The organism is Streptomyces odontotermitis, assembly GCF_050510915.1.
Lineage (GTDB): Bacteria > Actinomycetota > Actinomycetes > Streptomycetales > Streptomycetaceae > Streptomyces.
In genome coordinates this window covers 109168-124448 of record NZ_JBNJLS010000020.1, presented here as the reverse complement: position 1 = coordinate 124448, position 15281 = coordinate 109168, and the positions used below count along the sequence as shown (strand labels likewise).

The 15281-nt window shown below is 70.1% G+C and carries 18 protein-coding genes and 5 tRNA genes; 7 read left to right on the top strand and 16 right to left on the bottom strand.

Features of this window, described 5'->3' with window-relative positions; genetic code table 11:
• The first annotated feature begins 24 nt into the window (after positions 1–24).
• Positions 25–1284, top strand: coding sequence for an FAD-dependent monooxygenase (locus tag ACQB60_RS36745; RefSeq protein ID WP_496930443.1), 1260 nt, complete (start codon positions 25–27; stop codon positions 1282–1284).
• On the opposite strand, the gene thiD is transcribed toward ACQB60_RS36745, so the two are convergent.
• A complete protein-coding gene (thiD, locus tag ACQB60_RS36740) occupies positions 1245–2051 on the bottom strand; it encodes a bifunctional hydroxymethylpyrimidine kinase/phosphomethylpyrimidine kinase (protein ID WP_496930442.1) in 807 nt (268 codons plus the stop codon). The genes ACQB60_RS36745 and thiD overlap by 40 nt on opposite strands.
• Positions 2048–3025, bottom strand: a complete 978-nt coding sequence (locus tag ACQB60_RS36735; RefSeq protein WP_384833516.1) for a thiamine-phosphate kinase — start codon at positions 3023–3025, stop codon at positions 2048–2050. Before ACQB60_RS36735 ends, thiD begins: the two co-directional genes overlap by 4 nt.
• Positions 3026–3231: 206 nt before the next feature.
• On the opposite strand from ACQB60_RS36735, the gene ACQB60_RS36730 reads away from it, so the two are divergent.
• Together ACQB60_RS36730 and ACQB60_RS36725 are read left to right on the top strand one after the other, a co-directional pair.
• The gene (locus tag ACQB60_RS36730; RefSeq protein ID WP_016642988.1) at positions 3232–3465 is read left to right on the top strand and encodes an Lrp/AsnC family transcriptional regulator; all 234 of its coding nucleotides are present in this window, start codon (positions 3232–3234) and stop codon (positions 3463–3465) included.
• Positions 3466–3539: 74 nt separating this feature from the next.
• A complete protein-coding gene (locus ACQB60_RS36725) occupies positions 3540–3983 on the top strand; it encodes a DUF3515 domain-containing protein (RefSeq protein WP_496930441.1) in 444 nt (147 codons plus the stop codon).
• 16 nt (positions 3984–3999) lie between these two features.
• On the opposite strand, the gene ACQB60_RS36720 is transcribed toward ACQB60_RS36725, so the two are convergent.
• From ACQB60_RS36720 to ACQB60_RS36710, 3 genes are all read right to left on the bottom strand, one after another.
• Positions 4000–5169 carry a D-alanine--D-alanine ligase family protein gene (locus ACQB60_RS36720; protein ID WP_496930440.1) on the bottom strand — a complete coding sequence of 390 codons (1170 nt, stop codon included), beginning with the start codon at positions 5167–5169 and terminating at the stop codon, positions 4000–4002.
• A gap of 66 nt (positions 5170–5235) precedes the next feature.
• Complete coding sequence (locus tag ACQB60_RS36715; protein ID WP_496930481.1) at positions 5236–6252, bottom strand: NAD(P)H-dependent glycerol-3-phosphate dehydrogenase; 1017 nt, start codon at positions 6250–6252, stop codon at positions 5236–5238.
• Positions 6253–6260: 8 nt separating this feature from the next.
• A complete protein-coding gene (locus ACQB60_RS36710) occupies positions 6261–7082 on the bottom strand; it encodes a lysophospholipid acyltransferase family protein (protein WP_496930439.1) in 822 nt (273 codons plus the stop codon).
• Positions 7083–7283: 201 nt separating this feature from the next.
• Between ACQB60_RS36710 and cofC the strand changes: the two genes are divergently transcribed.
• Complete coding sequence (gene cofC, locus ACQB60_RS36705; protein ID WP_496930438.1) at positions 7284–7919, top strand: 2-phospho-L-lactate guanylyltransferase; 636 nt, start codon at positions 7284–7286, stop codon at positions 7917–7919.
• A 13-nt stretch (positions 7920–7932) separates the two neighbouring features.
• Positions 7933–8136, top strand: a complete 204-nt coding sequence (locus ACQB60_RS36700; RefSeq protein ID WP_384833501.1) for a hypothetical protein — start codon at positions 7933–7935, stop codon at positions 8134–8136.
• A 108-nt stretch (positions 8137–8244) separates the two neighbouring features.
• Here the strand turns inward: ACQB60_RS36700 and ACQB60_RS36695 are convergent, their stop codons facing one another.
• The 4 genes from ACQB60_RS36695 to leuC all read right to left on the bottom strand — a co-directional run bounded on the left by ACQB60_RS36695 (position 8245) and on the right by leuC (position 11601).
• Entirely contained in the window at positions 8245–8913 is a 669-nt protein-coding gene (locus ACQB60_RS36695) for an HU family DNA-binding protein (RefSeq protein ID WP_496930437.1), read from the bottom strand.
• Positions 8914–9075: 162 nt separating this feature from the next.
• Complete coding sequence (locus tag ACQB60_RS36690) at positions 9076–9303, bottom strand: SCO5555 family protein (protein WP_384833495.1); 228 nt, start codon at positions 9301–9303, stop codon at positions 9076–9078.
• A gap of 273 nt (positions 9304–9576) precedes the next feature.
• On the bottom strand, positions 9577–10170 hold the full coding sequence (leuD, locus tag ACQB60_RS36685) for a 3-isopropylmalate dehydratase small subunit (protein WP_384833492.1): 594 nt from the start codon (positions 10168–10170) through the stop codon (positions 9577–9579).
• 6 nt (positions 10171–10176) lie between these two features.
• A complete protein-coding gene (gene leuC, locus ACQB60_RS36680) occupies positions 10177–11601 on the bottom strand; it encodes a 3-isopropylmalate dehydratase large subunit (RefSeq protein WP_496930436.1) in 1425 nt (474 codons plus the stop codon).
• Between the two features lie 182 nt (positions 11602–11783).
• On the opposite strand from leuC, the gene ndgR reads away from it, so the two are divergent.
• Positions 11784–12500, top strand: coding sequence for an IclR family transcriptional regulator NdgR (gene ndgR, locus ACQB60_RS36675; RefSeq protein WP_384833486.1), 717 nt, complete (start codon positions 11784–11786; stop codon positions 12498–12500).
• Between the two features lie 117 nt (positions 12501–12617).
• Here the strand turns inward: ndgR and ACQB60_RS36670 are convergent, their stop codons facing one another.
• Positions 12618–13103: a DUF4188 domain-containing protein gene (locus ACQB60_RS36670; protein ID WP_496930435.1), complete on the bottom strand. Its 486-nt coding sequence runs from the start codon at positions 13101–13103 to the stop codon at positions 12618–12620.
• Positions 13104–13198: 95 nt separating this feature from the next.
• On the opposite strand from ACQB60_RS36670, the gene ACQB60_RS36665 reads away from it, so the two are divergent.
• Positions 13199–13852, top strand: coding sequence for a MerR family transcriptional regulator (locus ACQB60_RS36665; RefSeq protein WP_496930434.1), 654 nt, complete (start codon positions 13199–13201; stop codon positions 13850–13852).
• Positions 13853–13943: 91 nt separating this feature from the next.
• On the opposite strand, the gene ACQB60_RS36660 is transcribed toward ACQB60_RS36665, so the two are convergent.
• The 6 genes from ACQB60_RS36660 to ACQB60_RS36635 form a co-directional block, all read right to left on the bottom strand.
• Positions 13944–14016 (bottom strand) — tRNA-Glu (locus tag ACQB60_RS36660).
• Between the two features lie 25 nt (positions 14017–14041).
• Positions 14042–14113: transfer RNA gene (locus ACQB60_RS36655), tRNA-Gln, on the bottom strand.
• Between the two features lie 31 nt (positions 14114–14144).
• Positions 14145–14217, bottom strand: a tRNA-Glu gene (locus ACQB60_RS36650).
• A 63-nt stretch (positions 14218–14280) separates the two neighbouring features.
• Positions 14281–14353, bottom strand: a tRNA-Glu gene (locus tag ACQB60_RS36645).
• 40 nt (positions 14354–14393) lie between these two features.
• A tRNA-Gln gene (locus ACQB60_RS36640) sits at positions 14394–14465 on the bottom strand.
• A gap of 87 nt (positions 14466–14552) precedes the next feature.
• Positions 14553–15278: an HAD family hydrolase gene (locus ACQB60_RS36635; protein ID WP_496930433.1), complete on the bottom strand. Its 726-nt coding sequence runs from the start codon at positions 15276–15278 to the stop codon at positions 14553–14555.
• Positions 15279–15281 lie beyond the last annotated feature (3 nt).

The following is a 15281-nucleotide window of genomic DNA, read 5'->3' as shown; positions in this document are numbered from 1 at the left end:
AGCGCCCCCGCGCACGCTCTTCCCATGACGAACCCGACACCGCACACCGCCCGCCTCGCCCACCTCGACGTGCTGATCTCCGGCGCCAGCATCGCGGGCCCGGCCCTCGCCTTCTGGCTCACCCGCTACGGGGCCCGCGTCACCGTCGTGGAGAAGGCGCCCGTCCTGCGCGAGGGCGGCTTCGCCGTGGACTTCCGCGGCGAGGTCCACCGCACGGTCCTGCGGCGCATGGGCATCTGGGACGAAGTCCACCGCCGCCAGACCGACATGGGCCGCCAGACCGTCGTCGACGTCGACGACGAGGAGCGGGTGGATCTGCCCGCGTTCCTGATGAGCGGCGACGTGGAGATCTTCCGCGGCGACCTCTCCAAGATCCTCTACGAGCGGACGAAGGACCGTGCGGAGTACGTCTTCGGAGACTCCATCGCCTCGCTGACCGAGCACTCCGAAGGCATCGACGTCACCTTCGAGAACGGCGCGCCCCGCCGCTTCGACCTCGTCGTCGGCGCCGACGGTCTGCACTCCCACACCCGCCGCCTCGTCTTCGGGGACGAGTCCCGCTACCTGCGCCACCAGGGCTACTACGTGGCGGGCTTCCCCATGCCGAACCACCTCGGCCTGGACCGCACCGCCCGGATGTGCTGCGACCCCGGCCGCATGATGGGCCTCAGCAACTACGGCCGCGACCCGCACGCGGGCGTCAGCCTCGTCTTCAAGGCGGAGCACATCGACTACGACCGGCACGACATCGCGCAGCAGAAGCGGATCCTCGCCGAGCGGTTCGCCGATCTGCCCTGGAAGCACGCCCCCGCCGCCCTGGCGGCCCTCCAGGACGCCGAGGACCTCTACTTCGACGCGATCGCCCAGATCCACGTCGACCGGCTCTCACAGGGCCGTGTGGCGCTCCTCGGGGATGCCGGGTACGGCGCCACGATGGGCGGCATCGGCACCGGCACGGCGCTCGTCGCCGCGTACGTCCTGGCCGGGGAGCTGGCCGCCGCCCGGGGCGATCACCGGACCGGCTTCGCCGCGTACGAGGCGGAGATCGGCGCCTATGCGAAGGGCTGCCAGAAGATCTCCGGGAACGCGGGGCCGTTCCTCGCCCCGGCCACCGAACGGAAGATGCGCAGCCGCGACCGGATGTACCGGATGCTGAGCTCCCGCTTCCTCGCGGGCTTCTTCAAGCGGCTCACGGAGAAGGCGGCGAGCGACCTCGTCCTCAAGGACTACGCGGCGTACGGCGGTTACGCGGGCGACGCCCCGTCCCTGAACCGCCAGCCGTGATCCACCGGGCCGATCCCGCCGCCGAGTGCGAACCCGGAGGCGATGGCTCCGGTCACGTACTCCTTGGCCGAGGCGACGGCCGCCGGTACGGGCTGCCCCTGCGCCAGCCGCGAGGCGATCGCGCTGGCGAGGGTGCAGCCCGTGCCGTGCGTATGGCGGTTGTCGTGGCGCGGGGCACGGAACCAGTGCTCTTCGGAGCCGTCGGTCAGCAGGTCCGTGGCGTCGCCCTGGAGGTGGCCACCCTTGATGAGCGCCCAGGACGGCCCGTACGCGAGGAGGGCCGCGGCCGCGCGCCGCATGTCGTCCTCCGACTCGACCTGCACGCCGGTGAGTTGGGCGACCTCGTCCAGGTTCGGCGTCGCGACGGTGGCGGCCGGGAGCAGCTTGGTGCGGACGGCGTCGAGCGCGGAGGCGGCGAGCAGCGAGTCGCCGTGCTTGGAGACGCCGACGGGGTCGACGACGGCGGGGGCATCGGTGCCCGCGATCAACTCGGCGACGGTCTCGACCAGTTCGGGCGAGGCGAGCATGCCGGTCTTGACGGCCTGGACGCCGATGTCGTCGACGACGCTGCGGTACTGGGCCCGCACCGCCTCCACGGGGAGCTCCCAAACCCCCTGGACGCCCAGGGAGTTCTGCGCGGTGACGGCCGTGACGACGCTCATGCCGTGCGCGCCGAGGGCGAGCATGGTCTTCAGGTCGGCCTGGATGCCGGCGCCGCCTCCGGAGTCGGAGCCCGCAACCGTCAACACGCGCGCGGGGACGGTCATTCGGAGGCTCCGCTCTCCCCGTTGTCCCCGAAGTGGTCCCAGCCCTTGCTCGTCCAGGGCGCCCCGTCGACGGTCACCTGGGGCAGCGCCGAGGGGTTGAGGACCTCGCCGATGACCTTCCAGCGGGCGGGCAGCTTCACGTCGGACGGGAACGTCGCGACGATGGCGTGGTCCTCGCCGCCGTTGAGCACCCACTGCAGCGGGTCGACGCCGACGGCCTGCCCGATGTCGTTCATCTGCGAGGGCACGTCCACGTCCCCGGAGCGGATGTCGATGCGGACCTTGCTGGCCTCGGCGATGTGGCCGAGGTCGGCGATGAGCCCGTCGCTCACGTCCGTCATCGAGGTGGCGCCGAGCCCGGCGGCCGCGGGGCCCGCGTGGTACGGCGGCTCGGGCCTGCGATGGGCCTCCACGAAGGCGCGCGGCGAGCGGAACCCGCGGGAGAGCACCGCGTGCCCGGCCGCGGACCAGCCGAGCCAGCCGGTGACCGCGACGACGTCGCCGGGCTGCGCTCCCGCACGCGTGACGGGTTCGTGGTTGCGCAGGTCGCCGAGCGCGGTGATCGAGACGGTGATGGTGTCTCCGCGTACGACGTCGCCGCCGACCACGGCCGCGCCCGCCACCTGACACTCGTCCCGCAGGCCGTCCATGAGCTCCGTGGGCCAGCTGGCGGGGAGTTCGGCGGGGACGACCAGGCCGAGCAGGAGCGCGGTCGGCACGGCGCCCATGGCGGCGATGTCGGCGAGGTTCTGGGCGGCGGCCTTGCGGCCCACGTCGTAGGCGGTGGACCAGTCGCGGCGGAAGTGGCGCCCCTCCAGGAGGATGTCGGTGCTCGCCACGACCCGGCGGTCGGGGGCGGAGACGACCGCCGCGTCGTCGCCAGGCCCGAGTCGTACGGCCGGGGTGGAGGTCAGGCGCGAGGTGAGCTCTCTGATGAGCCCGAACTCCCCCAACTCGCCAACGGTGCCCTTCATGCGTGCGCTGCCCCTTCTGCCCCGGTCCGCTTGCGGTCGCGAGCCGTCACTGTCGTCGGTACGGTCGACGTGACCGTCAACTTCTGTTGTCCGTCCGCCGCGATGTGCGCGCCACAGCTCCCACAGGTCTCCCCGTGGCGAGCGACGACGCGGTACCGTGGCGTCCCTTCTTCCCACATGATCCTCGTGGCCGCCCTGGAGGTTCCGTGGTACAGGCGTACATCCTGATCCAGACCGAGGTCGGCAAGGCGTCGACCGTCGCCGAGCTGATCGGCAAGATCCCGGGAGTGATTCAGGCCGAGGACGTGACCGGTCCCTACGATGTCATCGTGCGCGCACAGGCCGACACGGTGGACGAGCTCGGCCGCATGGTGGTCGCCAAGGTCCAGCAAGTGGACGGCATCACCCGCACCCTGACCTGCCCCGTCGTGCACCTGTAGCCCCCGTCTACGCTTGGCCGGTGTTCTCTTCCCGCATCCGGCGCCGCTGCCTCACAGGAACGTCCGCTCTCGCCTTGTTGATCACGACAGCGGCCTGCTCCTCTACGGACGACGAGGCGTCAGTGACGGTTCCGTCGCCGGATGCGAAGGCCGCCGGACTCTGCCGGGACCTGCACGCACAACTCCCGAAGAAGCTCGACGGGCTTGAGCGCACCGACCCCGGCCCCACGTCGGACCTGACCGCCGGGTGGGGAGATCCGGCGATCATACTGCGCTGCGGTGTGGAGCGGCCCCCCGAGATGGTCGACCCCGACTACGCCGCGAACAACGGTGTACAGGTGAACGGCGTCGCCTGGCTCCTGGAGAAGCACGACGACGGTTCGTACACCTTCACCACCGGGGCGCGCCTGGCCTACGTCGAGGTGACGCTGCCCGAGAAGCGGACGGGGGACGGCCTCGGCCCGCTCACGGACTTCGCCGCCCCCATCAAGAAGACCATCCCCAAGGGGATCGCCTGAGCACGTCGTACGCGCGTCAGCGCAGCCCCGTCGAGCGGGTCAGGGCCGCCGTGAGGAGCCGGTCCACCAGCTCCGGGTAGCTGACGCCGCTCTTCTCCCACATCTGCGGGTACATGGAGATGGGCGTGAAGCCGGGCATCGTGTTGATCTCGTTGATCACGAACTGCCCTTCCTCGGTGAGGAAGAAGTCCGCGCGGACGAGCCCTTCGCAGGACGTGGCCTCGAAGGCGGCGACGGCCAGGCGCTGGACCTCCGCCGTCTCTTCAGGCGTCAGCGGGGCGGGCACGATACCGGGGGTCGAGTCGATGTACTTCGCCTCGAAGTCGTAGTACTCGTGGGCCTGCACGGGCGGGATCTCGGCGGGCACACTCGCGCGCGGGCCGTCCTCGAACTCCAGGACGCCGCACTCGATCTCGCGGCCGCGCAGCAGCGACTCGACGAGGATCTTGGGGTCGTGGCGCCGGGCCTCCTCGATGGCCTCGTCGAGACCTTCGAAGGAGTTGACCTTCGTGATGCCCATCGACGAGCCCCCGCGCGCGGGCTTGATGAACAACGGCCAGCCGTGCTCGCCGGCGAACTCCGCGATGCGCGCCCGCGCCCCGGACTCGTCCTGCTCCCACTCGCGCGGGCGGATCACCAGGTACGGGCCGACGGGCAGCCCGAAGGAGAGGAAGATCCGCTTCATGTACTCCTTGTCCTGGCCGACGGCCGAGGCGAGCACACCAGCGCCCACGTAGGGCACTCCGGAGAGTTCGAGCAGCCCCTGGAGGGTGCCGTCCTCTCCGTAGGGACCGTGCAGCATCGGGAAGACGACGTCGACCTCGCCGAGCGCCTTGGGCACGGAGCCGGGCTCGCTGTAGACGACCTCGCGGGAGCTGGGGTCCAGGGGCAGGACGACGCCGCCCTCCACGGAGTCGGCGAGCTGCTCGACGTCCGGCACCCGACGGTCGGTGATGGCCATCCGGTCGGGCTCGTCGGCGGTCAGGGCCCAGCGGCCGTCGCGGGTGATGCCGATGGGCAGCACGTCGTACTTGGTGCGGTCGATGGCGCGCAGCACGGCGCCCGCGGTGACGACGGAAATGCCGTGCTCCGAGCTGCGGCCGCCGAAGACGACGGCCACCCGCGGCTTGCGGAGCGGCTGCTCAGGGCTCGGCTCGGGGCTCTGGGGGAGGTTCTCGCTGCTCATATTGCGTTTGAGGGTACCCGCTGCCCAGAAAGTAGTCAGCGTCCCTCGGCCACCATCGAGAACCGGTCAGGCCCGCTCGGGCTTCGCGCTGCGGGACATCAGCTCCTTGAGCGCGACCATCGGCGGCGTCCCCTCGTGCACGATGCCGACGACGGTCTCCGTGATCGGCATGTCGACGTGGTGCCTGCGGGCCAGATCCAGCACGGACTCGCAGGACTTGACGCCCTCGGCGGTCTGCTTGGTGACCGCGATGGTCTCCTCCAGGGTCATGCCCTTGCCGAGGTTGGTGCCGAAGGTGTGGTTGCGCGACAGCGGCGAGGAGCAGGTGGCCACCAGGTCGCCGAGGCCCGCGAGGCCGGAGAAGGTCAGCGGGTCGGCGCCCATCGCGAGGCCGAGCCGGGTCGTCTCGGCGAGCCCGCGCGTGATGAGCGAGCCCTTGGTGTTGTCGCCGAGGCCCATGCCGTCGGCGATGCCCACGGCGAGGCCGATCACGTTCTTGACGGCGCCGCCGAGTTCACAGCCGATCACGTCGGTGTTGGTGTACGGGCGGAAGTACGGGGTGTGACAGGCCGCCTGGAGACGCTGCGCAACCGATTCGTCCCGGCAGGCGACCACGGCGGCGGCGGGCTGCCTGGCGGCGATCTCGCGGGCCAGGTTGGGGCCCGTGACGACGGCGACGCGGTCCCCCGGGACCTTCGTGACGTCCTCGACGACCTCGCTCATCCGCATCGCGGAGCCGAGTTCGACGCCCTTCATGAGGGAGACGAGAACGGTGTCGGGGGCGAGCAGCGGGGCCCACTTGGCGAGGTTGCCGCGCAGGGTCTGCGAGGGCACCGCGAGGACCGTGAAGTCGGCGCCGTCCGCGGCCTCGGCCGGGTCGGTGGTCGCCCGCAGGTTCTCGGGGAGTTCGACGCCGGGGAGGTAGTCGGGGTTGCTGCGCGTGGAGTTGACCGCTTCGGCGAGTTCGGCGCGACGGCCCCACAGGGTGACGTCGCAGCCCGCGTCGGCGAGCACCATGCCGAAGGCCGTACCCCACGAGCCCGTTCCGAAGACGGCGGCCTTCACGGGGCCAACCGGGTTCATGGAGTTCGTCACTTGCTGTCCTCCGCACCGTCGGTGCTGTCGGTGCTGTCGGTGCTGTCGGTGCTGTCGGTGCCGTTCGTGCTGTCGGCGCTGTTCTTGGCCTTGGCCCTGCGCCGCTGTTCGAGCCGCGCCTGGCGCGGGTCGAAGCGCGTCGCGGGCGCCTTCTCGCCGCGCAACTCCTCGAGGAGTTCGGTGATCGCGGCCATGATGGCCTCCGTCGCGTCCTTGAGGACCTCCGGAGTCATCTCCTTGTCGTAGAAGCGCTCCAGATCGACCGGCGGCCCGGCGAGCACCGTGTGCGTCTTGCGCGGGAAGAGGTCGGGCTTCTTCGCGTACGGCGGCAGCACCAGGTTGGCGCCCCACTGAGCGACGGGAATCACCGGGCACTTGGTCTGCAGGGCCACGCGCGCGACGCCCGTCTTGCCCGTCATGGGCCAGAGTTCGGGGTCGCGGGTGAGGGTGCCCTCGGGGTAGAAGGCGACGCACTCGCCGCGCTCCACGGCGTCGATCGCGGCGCGGAACGCGCTGAGGGCGTTGGTGGACTCGCGGTACACGGGGATCTGTCCGGTGCCGCGCATGACGGACCCGACGAAACCCTTCTTGAAAAGACCGTGCTTCGCGAGGAATCGCGGAACTCGCCCGGTGTTGTACTGGTAGTGCGCGTACGCGAACGGATCGAGATGCGAATTGTGGTTCACCGCGGTGATAAATCCGCCGTCGGCCGGAATGTGCTCCATTCCACGCCAGTCCCGCTTGATCAGAACCACCAGCGGCGGTTTAGCGATGACCGCCGCCAGGCGGTACCAGAAGCCGATTCTGCGGCGGGACACTCGGACACCTTCCTCCATGAGCCTGGTCGGCCGCACAAGTGTCGCCCCAGGCTGCCTGTCTGTCGAGAACACCGTACGCCCGCCCGTCTCCCACCACCGCCCCTGCATCGAGGCGCTGCGCGCCACCTCCCCGCCTGCCCGTCCTGAGGCACCTCACCACGGCAGACAACAATGAACCCCGAGCCAACGGACGGAGCGCACGTGCACTGGACCCTCGTGATACCGCTGAAACCCTTGGTCCTGGCCAAGAGCAGGCTCGGACCGAGCACGGGCGACAGCCTGCGCCCCGGCCTCGCCCTGGCGTTCGCGCAGGACACCGTGGCCGCGGCGGTGGCCAGCGCCGCGGTACGCGATGTGGCGGTCGTCACGGCGGACGCGCGCGCGGGACGGGAGTTGGCGGCCCTGGGCGCCCGCATCGTCCCCGACGAGCCCGCACAGGGCCTCAACGCCGCGCTCGCGCACGGGGTGGCCGCCGTGCGCGCCGAACGGCCGGACGCGGCCGTCGCGGCCCTGAACGCCGATCTGCCGGCGCTGCGTCCCCATGAATTGGCCCGGGTCCTGGATAGCGCGGCCCCATTCCCCCGGTCATTTCTGCCGGATGCCGCCGGAATCGGGACAACGCTGCTCGCCGCGGCCCCGCACACGGAATTGCGCCCCGCTTTCGGCACCGCCTCCCGCGCCCGCCACACGGCCTCCGGCGCCCGGGAACTCACCCTCGACGGCGTCGACTCCGTGCGCCAGGACGTGGACACCGGCGACGACCTGCGGGCCGCTCTCGCACTCGGCGTGGGCCCGCGCACCGCGACGGCGGCCGCCCAGCTCCTGATCGCGGACTGAGTACGCTTCCCCCATGCAGGCGACCGCGTACACATACGACCCCGAATCCCGCACCGGCAGCGTGCTGCTCGACGACGGCACCCCCGTGCCGTTCGGCGCACCGGCCTTCGACGCCGGCGGCCTGCGCTTGCTGCGGCCGGGGCAGCGGGTGCGCATCGAGGTCGAGGGTGCGGGCGAGGAGCGCCGCATCACACTGGTCACGCTGCAGACCTTCTGACGCACGCCGCAGGCGCTTTCACGAATACGGGCCCGAACGCGCCGCGGGCCGGGCTCCCCTGGGGGGAAGCCCGGCCCGGCGCGTGAGTAGCCCGGTGACCCTCAGCCCTTACTTCTTGCGGGCGGTGGCCTTCTTGGCGGTGGTCTTGCGCGCCGTGGACTTCTTCGCGGGCGCCTTCTTGGCGGTGGCCTTCTTCGCCGGCGCGGTCTTCTTGGCCGTGGCCTTCTTGGCGGTGGTGGCCTTCTTGGCCGTCGCCTTCTTGGCCGTGGTCTTCTTCGCCGCGGCCTTGGCGGTCTTCTTGGCGGTGGTCTTCTTCGCCGTCGCCTTCTTGGCCGTGGTCTTCTTCGCCGCAGTCTTCTTCGCGGTGGTCTTCTTCGCCGTGGCCTTCTTGGCGGTGGTCTTCTTGGCGGCCGCCTTCTTGACGGTCGAACGGGACGAAGTGCCACCCGAGAGGCTGCCCTTCGGCGCCTTCTTGACCGCGACGTCGTTCTTCGGGAGCTTCTTCGAGCCGCTCACCAGGTCCTTGAAGCCCTGGCCCGCGCGGAAGCGGGGCACCGAGGTCTTCTTGACCCGGACGCGCTCCCCGGTCTGCGGGTTGCGGGCGTAGCGGGCCGGACGGTCCACCTTCTCGAACGAGCCGAAGCCGGTGACCGAAACACGGTCCCCGCTGACAACGGCACGGACGATGGCGTCGAGTACCGCGTCGACGGCGTCGGCGGCCTGCTGACGGCCGCCAACCTTGTCGGCAATCGCTTCTACGAGCTGCGCCTTGTTCACGTCTTCCCCTTCGGAGACATTGCCTGGAGCGAATTGCTCAGGCTTTTTCGCACGTTAGGCAGATATATACCGCAAATCAAACACGAAACGGGCTAATCACCCTTGTGCCGCAACGAACTGGACCATCTCGGAGTTCCACGAAGGCATGTTGAGGCCCGCCGCTCAGGCGTCCTCGGGGAATCGGCCCTCGTCGAGGTCCGCCATCAATCGCTCCAGACGCCTTGCCGCATCGGCGAGATCGTGTTTGGCCGCGGCCGTAATGACCAGCAGCTTCCGGGTCAGCGCCATCCGTACGCCCTCCGGGACTTGCAGTGCGCGCACCCGTGAGTGCGCTTCCTTCAGTTGGTCCGCGACGAGCCCGTAGAGCTCGAGTTGGCTGTCACGTCCCATGCACCGATTGTGCCATCTGGGGCGAGTTGTCGCCTCCGCAGGGGGTAACTACCCACCTCTGGAGGCATCCTGAGACTCCCTGACAGGGCCAAGGGCAAGGGGCTTTCAAGCCTCTTCTGCCGCAAGAATCAAGGTAGTTGAGACCACCCGTTCAGGTCATCCCGGGGTGGCGCGAGGCACACATGGAAGTACCCCCAACCGGCCACGATTGGGGGTACTTCGAGGTGCTCGGGCTCGCCGTGGGGCGATTCAGACCTGCATTCAGACCTGCATTCAGACCTGCACGGTGCGGGGCTTGTAGGAGGGCCGCTCGGCCTCGTACGCGGCGATGTCGGCCTCGTTCTGCAGCGTGATGCTGATGTCGTCCAGGCCGTTGAGCAGCCGCCAGCGGGCGTTCTCGTCGAGCTCGAAGTCGGCGGTGACGCCCTCGGCGCGGACCTGGCGATCCTGCAGGTCAACGGTGATTTCGGCCTGCGGGTCGCGCTCGGTCAGCTCCCAGAGCGCGTCCACCACCTTCTGGTCGAGCACGACGGTGAGCAGGCCGTTCTTCAGCGAGTTGCCGCGGAAGATGTCGGCGAAGCGGGAGGAGATGACCGCCTTGAAGCCGTAGTTCTGCAGCGCCCAGACGGCGTGCTCGCGCGAGGAACCCGTACCGAAGTCGGGGCCGGCGACCAGAACCGTGGCGCCCTTGCGCTCGGGCCTGTTCAGGACGAAGTCGGCGTCCTTGCGCCATGCCTCGAAGAGGCCGTCCTCGAAGCCGTCCCGGGTGACCTTCTTCAGCCAGTGGGCGGGGATGATCTGGTCGGTGTCGACGTTGCTGCGGCGCAGCGGGACGGCCCGGCCGGTGTGCGTGGTGAATGCTTCCATGGTTGCTCAGACTCCGGCGGTCGCGGGGGCGTCGGACAGGTCGGCGGGCGAGGCCAGGTGGCCGGTGACCGCGGTGGCGGCGGCGACTTGCGGGGAGACCAGATGGGTCCGGCCGCCCTTGCCCTGCCTGCCCTCGAAGTTGCGGTTCGACGTGGACGCCGAGCGCTCCCCCGGGGCCAGTTGGTCGGGGTTCATGCCCAGGCACATCGAGCAGCCCGCGTGCCGCCATTCGGCGCCCGCCGCGGTGAACACCTTGTCCAGCCCCTCCTCGACCGCCTGCAGGGCCACCCGCACCGAGCCGGGCACGACCAGCATCCGTACGCCGTCGGCGACTTTGCGGCCCTCGACGATGGCGGCGGCCGAGCGCAGGTCCTCGATACGGCCGTTGGTGCACGAGCCTACGAAGACGGTGTCGACCTTGATGTCGCGCAGCGGCTGCCCGGCGGTCAACCCCATGTATTTCAGGGCGTTTTCGGCGGCGAGGCGCTCCGAAGCGTCTTCGTACGAAGCCGGGTCGGGGACCGAGGCCGAAAGCGGCGCACCCTGGCCAGGGTTGGTGCCCCAGGTGACGAACGGGGCCAGTTCGGCGGCGTCGATGTAGACCTCGGCGTCGAAGACCGCGTCCTCGTCCGTCCTCAGGGTCTTCCAGTACGCCACCGCGGCGTCCCAGTCGGCGCCCTGCGGGGCGTGCGCGCGGCCCTGGATGTAGTCGAAGGTGGTCTCGTCGGGGGCGATCATGCCCGCGCGCGCACCGGCCTCGATGGACATGTTGCAGATGGTCATGCGGGCCTCCATCGAGAGCTTCTCGATGGCCGGGCCGCGGTATTCCAGGATGTAGCCCTGGCCGCCGCCGGTGCCGATCTTCGCGATGATGGCGAGGATCAGGTCCTTGGCCGTGACGCCCTCGGGCAGTTCGCCGTCGACGGTGATGGCCATGGTCTTGGGGCGGGCCATCGGCAGCGTCTGCGTGGCGAGCACGTGCTCCACCTGCGAGGTGCCGATGCCGAACGCCAGGGCGCCGAAGGCACCGTGCGTCGAGGTGTGCGAGTCGCCGCAGACGACCGTGGTGCCGGGCTGGGTCAGGCCCAGCTGCGGTCCCACCACGTGGACGACGCCCTGCTCGACGTCGCCCAGGGAGTGCAGCCGGACGCCGAACTCGGCGCAGTTCTTGCGCAGCGTCTCCAACTGGGCCCGCGAGACCGGGTCCGCGATGGGCTTGTCGATGTCGAGGGTCGGGGTGTTGTGATCCTCGGTCGCGATGGTGAGGTCGAGCCGCCGCACCGGACGGCCACCCTTGCGAAGGCCGTCGAACGCCTGCGGGCTGGTCACCTCGTGCAGCAGGTGCAGATCGATGAAGAGGAGGTCGGGCTCGCCCTCGGCGCGCCGGACGACGTGGTCGTCCCAGACCTTCTCCGCGAGTGTCCTACCCATCGCTTTCCCTCCGACCGGCCTTGGTGAGCCGGCCCAACTAGAGAATCTGTCCGCCGCCGCCCGTACCCCTCGTACCGGACGTCGGCCACGAATCCGTTGGTCATCGGACCGCTCGTACAGAGTGGCGTGTTCCACGGAAATTTGAACTTGCGTTTCACAGAGTGAGACGCGAGTATCGACGCATGGACAACTCTAGCGGCGTCGGCGTTCTCGACAAGGCGGCTCTCGTCTTGAGCGCCCTGGAGTCCGGTCCGGCCACCCTCGCGGGACTGGTCGCGGCGACCGGACTGGCTCGACCCACGGCACACCGCCTTGCCGTGGCTCTGGAACACCACCGGATGGTGGCGCGCGACATGCAGGGCCGTTTCATTCTCGGCCCCCGGCTCGCGGAACTCGCGGCGGCGGCCGGTGAGGACCGTCTCCTCGCCACGGCGGGCCCGGTACTCACGCATCTGCGGGACGTCACGGGCGAGAGCGCGCAGCTCTACCGCCGCCAGGGCGACATGCGCATCTGCGTGGCCGCGGCGGAGCGCCTCTCGGGCCTCAGGGACACCGTCCCGGTCGGCTCGACGCTCACGATGAAGGCCGGCTCCTCCGCGCAGATCCTGATGGCCTGGGAGGAGCCCGAGCGCCTCCACCGCGGCCTGCAGGGCGCCCGGTTCACGGCGACGGCCCTGTCGGGCGTGCGGCGCCGCGGCTGGTCCCAGTCGATCGGCGAGCGCGAGCCGGGCGTGGCCTCCGTCTCCGCGCCCGTGCGGGGCCCCTCGAACCGCGTGGTGGCCGCCGTCTCGGTCTCCGGACCGATCGAGCGGCTGACCCGGCACCCGGGCCGCATGCACGCGCAGGCCGTCATCGACGCGGCCGGCCGCCTCTCCGAGGCGCTGCGCCGCACCAGCTGATCCCGGGATCAGCTCTCGCCGATACCGGCCGCACTCCGGTACCGGCTGAATCCGACACCGCCCGCAGGGGCCGCCTCAACGCCGCGGCGACCTCTGCGGGCGGACGCATGTCCGGGCTCAGGCCGCCCCGAGGCGCTCACGCGCCCGCTCGCCGCGCCGGCCCACGGGGACCACGCCCGCGGCCTTGCCCAGGCCGAACTCCGGCATGTTCACGTAGATCGACTCATGGGCCCCGGCGGGCACCACATAGGTCTCGTGCCAGAAGCCGACGTCCCCGTGCCCTTCCCGCATGCGGCGGTTGAAGGCGGCCCAGGCCGGGTGGTGCTCCTTGTCCGGCGCGGTGGCGTAGGCGAAGAGCTTCTCCTTCGACTCCCAGTACTGCACGGTGTAGAGCACCCGCGGGCCGCCCGACAGCAGGCGATAGCCGAGCAGGCCGCTCTCCGGATCCCGGGACAGCTCCTTGAGCATCCTCGGCATGGCCCGGGACACGGGCCACCAACTGCGCAGCGCACGGAACTTGTTGATCCGCATCCCGATGAGGAAGACGGTCACGTCACCTCGCGCATCGTCGGTCATGCGCCCGTCGATCGGCTTGTCGCTCATGGTGATTCCCCCTTCACACCCTTCTCCACAATCTTTGGATAGTTCCGCTATCCATGCTTGGATAGTGCCACTCTCCAAGGAAAGGCGCAAGAGGCATGAGACTGGCGGAGCTGAGTGAGCGCAGCGGGGTCTCCCCGGCCACGATCAAGTACTACTTGCGTGAGGGCCTGCTGCCCGCCGGGCGCCGGGTGAGCGCCACTCAGGCCGAGTACGACGAGACGCATCTGCAGCGGCTCCGCCTCGTACGGGCGCTGATCCAGGTGGGCCGGGTCCCGGTCGCCGCCGCCCGCGAGGTGCTCGCGGCCCTGGAGGACGAGTCCCTGGACCACAACTCCCGCCTGGGGACGGCCGTCTGGGCCCTGCCGCACGGCCCGGAGCCCGAGGACGGCGACCCGGCGGCGGAGGGGGCGCGGCGCACGGCCGACGCGCTCCTGGAGCACCTCGGCTGGCCCTACGTCGCGGAGTTGAGGGACGAGTCACCGGCGTACCGCATGCTGGTGACGGCGATCGCCACGATGGCGCGGCTCGGATATCCGTGCTCCGTCGACGACTTGGCGCCGTACGGCCGCGCGGCCCGCCAACTGGCGGTCACCGACCTGGACTTGATGGAGCGCTACGAGCCGGCCGAGCAGCTGGAGGCGGCGGTGGCACTGACCGTCCTGTACGAGCCGGTGCTGCTCGGACTGCGCCGCATCGCCCAGGCAGAGGAGTCCAACCGCCGCTTCGGGAGCGGGAACCCGCAGGCGTAGGGGCGTCGGGGCACAGGGGGAACAGGGGGCACCCGGACACGGGGCAACGGGAAAGGGGCCCTCCCTCACGGGAAGGCCCCTCACCTTTTTGTACCCCCGACCGGATTCGAACCGGCGCTACCGCCTTGAGAGGGCGGCGTGCTAGGCCGCTACACAACGGGGGCAAGATCTTGTGTTGTACGAGATCGGCTGGCCTACCAGGACTCGAACCTAAACTAACGGAACCAGAAACCGTCGTGCTGCCAATTACACCATAGGCCAATGAGGTCCAGGCCAGGCCCGGGACCTTCAGTACCCCCGACCGGATTCGAACCGGCGCTACCGCCTTGAGAGGGCGGCGTGCTAGGCCGCTACACAACGGGGGCCCTAGCGATCCTGCATCGAGGTCAGCGGGTGCGACCCGAAACTGTCCTCGCGGGAAGGATCTGTACCCCCGACCGGATTCGAACCGGCGCTACTGCCTTGAGAGGGCAGCGTGCTAGGCCGCTACACAACGGGGGCTTTGTGGATGTGATCCACGGTTGCAGATGAGCTCTGCGAGCTGGCCTACCAGGACTCGAACCTAGACTAACTGAACCAGAATCAGTCGTGCTGCCAATTACACCATAGGCCATCAAAGCGCAACCCCCGGTGGGGGTTTTGTTTGACTTGCGCTTCCCGGCCGGACCTTTCGGCCCTCTCGGGCGGCGCAGGAAGAACATTACCCGAAGGTGGACGGCGCTCCAAAACGGGTATCGGCCAGGAGCAGCGCGGGGAGATCGGCGAGGCTCGTGATCCGGTGCACCCCCGACGGGCCTTCCTGCGCCGAGCCGTTGCGGTCGAGCCAGATGCCGAGCAGCCCCGCGTCGCGGGCGCCCCGGGCGTCGATGTCGGGCTGGTCCCCCACGTACGCGACCTCTTCCGGCGGGAGCCCGACGGCCGCGCAGGCCGCGAGGAACGCCTCGGCGGCGGGCTTGGAGACGCCGAGCTCGGCGGCGCACAGGACGGCCTCGAAGCGGTCGCGCACGCCGAGGACGCGCAGCTTGCGGTCCTGGGCGACCAGGGCGGAGTTGGAGAGGACCGCGTGCCGGTAGCCCTCGGCGAGGGCGTCCAGGGCGGGGAGGGTGTCGGGGAAGAGGCTCCAGGCGGCCTCGTAGTGGACGAGGTAGCGGTCGAACCACGCGTCGGCCGCCGCGTCGTCCAGGACGGCGTCCAGGAAGTCGCGCACACGGTCGCGGCGCTGGTCCTGGAACTCCACCTCGCCGGCGCCGAAGCGGGCCCAGTGGCGCTCGGTGAGCTGCTTCCACACGGCGAGGGCGCGCTCGGCCGAGCCGTACCGCTCCAGGATTCCCTCGGCGGTGAGGTGCGCGTGCATGCCCGCGGTGTCGGCGCGCGCGTAGTCGAAGATCGTGTCATCGATGTCCCAGACCACCGCTTTGATCGCCATGCC